Below are 869 nucleotides of genomic sequence, written 5' to 3' on the forward strand. Positions count from 1 at the left end.
ACCGGGACTGTTGCGTTAGCTGGCTTTGAGCACGGATCGGCCATTCGTCCGCTCTTTCAGGTCGTCTTACGGAACAGGGCCCGGACAAAGTCGGCCTCCCCGCGGACACCGGGTGCCGTGTTCGAGATATGGCCGTTCTTGATGGTCCGGATTGTCTCAATCGCGACGACCGTCGCTTTCGCGGATCGCAGCGAGCGGAACGATTGACGCGGTCCAGGCAGGCGCGTCAAGGCGGCCTGATCGCTCTCGATCCGGTTGTTTCGCCACGTCCGGTCGACGTGCAGGATGCTGTCGAAGTGCAGATCATATCGACGGTTCAGATCCTGGATCACCTTCCGATATCCGGGGGCCTTGTCCACTGCCCGGCAGGGCATTGCATGGCAATGTCCCGAGAGGGAATGCAGATGGAAACGGGCCGGTAGAGGCGTACATTCTCGATGGCCTGCTTCAAAAGGCTTTGGCAGCTCCAGCATCACGCCTTGCTGTCAGCCGGACGTCGATGAACCGGCCAGTGTGATCTACGGCACGTCAGAGGGAGCGCCACGGGCCGCCGACACGAATATAGGTTCGTCTACGTGCCAGTTTAGCCCCCGCCAGATGCGGTGATTGTAGGCGCGCCTGGCGATCTCGGGGCCGAATTTCTGGACCCAGCGGAAGACCGTAGCCCGGTCCACCGTGATCCCTCGCGCTGCCAACAGATCACTGACATCTTGGTACGAGAGGGGAAACCGGCAGTCCCACCGGACGGCAGGCAGGATCACCTCTCGCGGAAACCGATGTCCCCAGAACGGATCGTGTCGCACGGCATCCTTCCTCTACATCGGCAATCGGAAGCAGCATCGCCGTTAGATGATCAACAACGCAACAGT

1 pseudogene is annotated in these 869 nt (G+C 60.9%); it reads right to left on the minus strand.

The annotated features are described in order from the left end of the window. Positions 1 to 56: 56 nt before the first annotated feature. Positions 57 to 803: pseudogene (locus tag JDO7802_RS18925) on the minus strand (IS6 family transposase). Between the last annotated feature and the right edge of the window lie 66 nt (positions 804 to 869).

This window comes from Jannaschia donghaensis (assembly GCF_001403795.1).
Taxonomy (GTDB): Bacteria; Pseudomonadota; Alphaproteobacteria; order Rhodobacterales; family Rhodobacteraceae; genus Jannaschia; species Jannaschia donghaensis.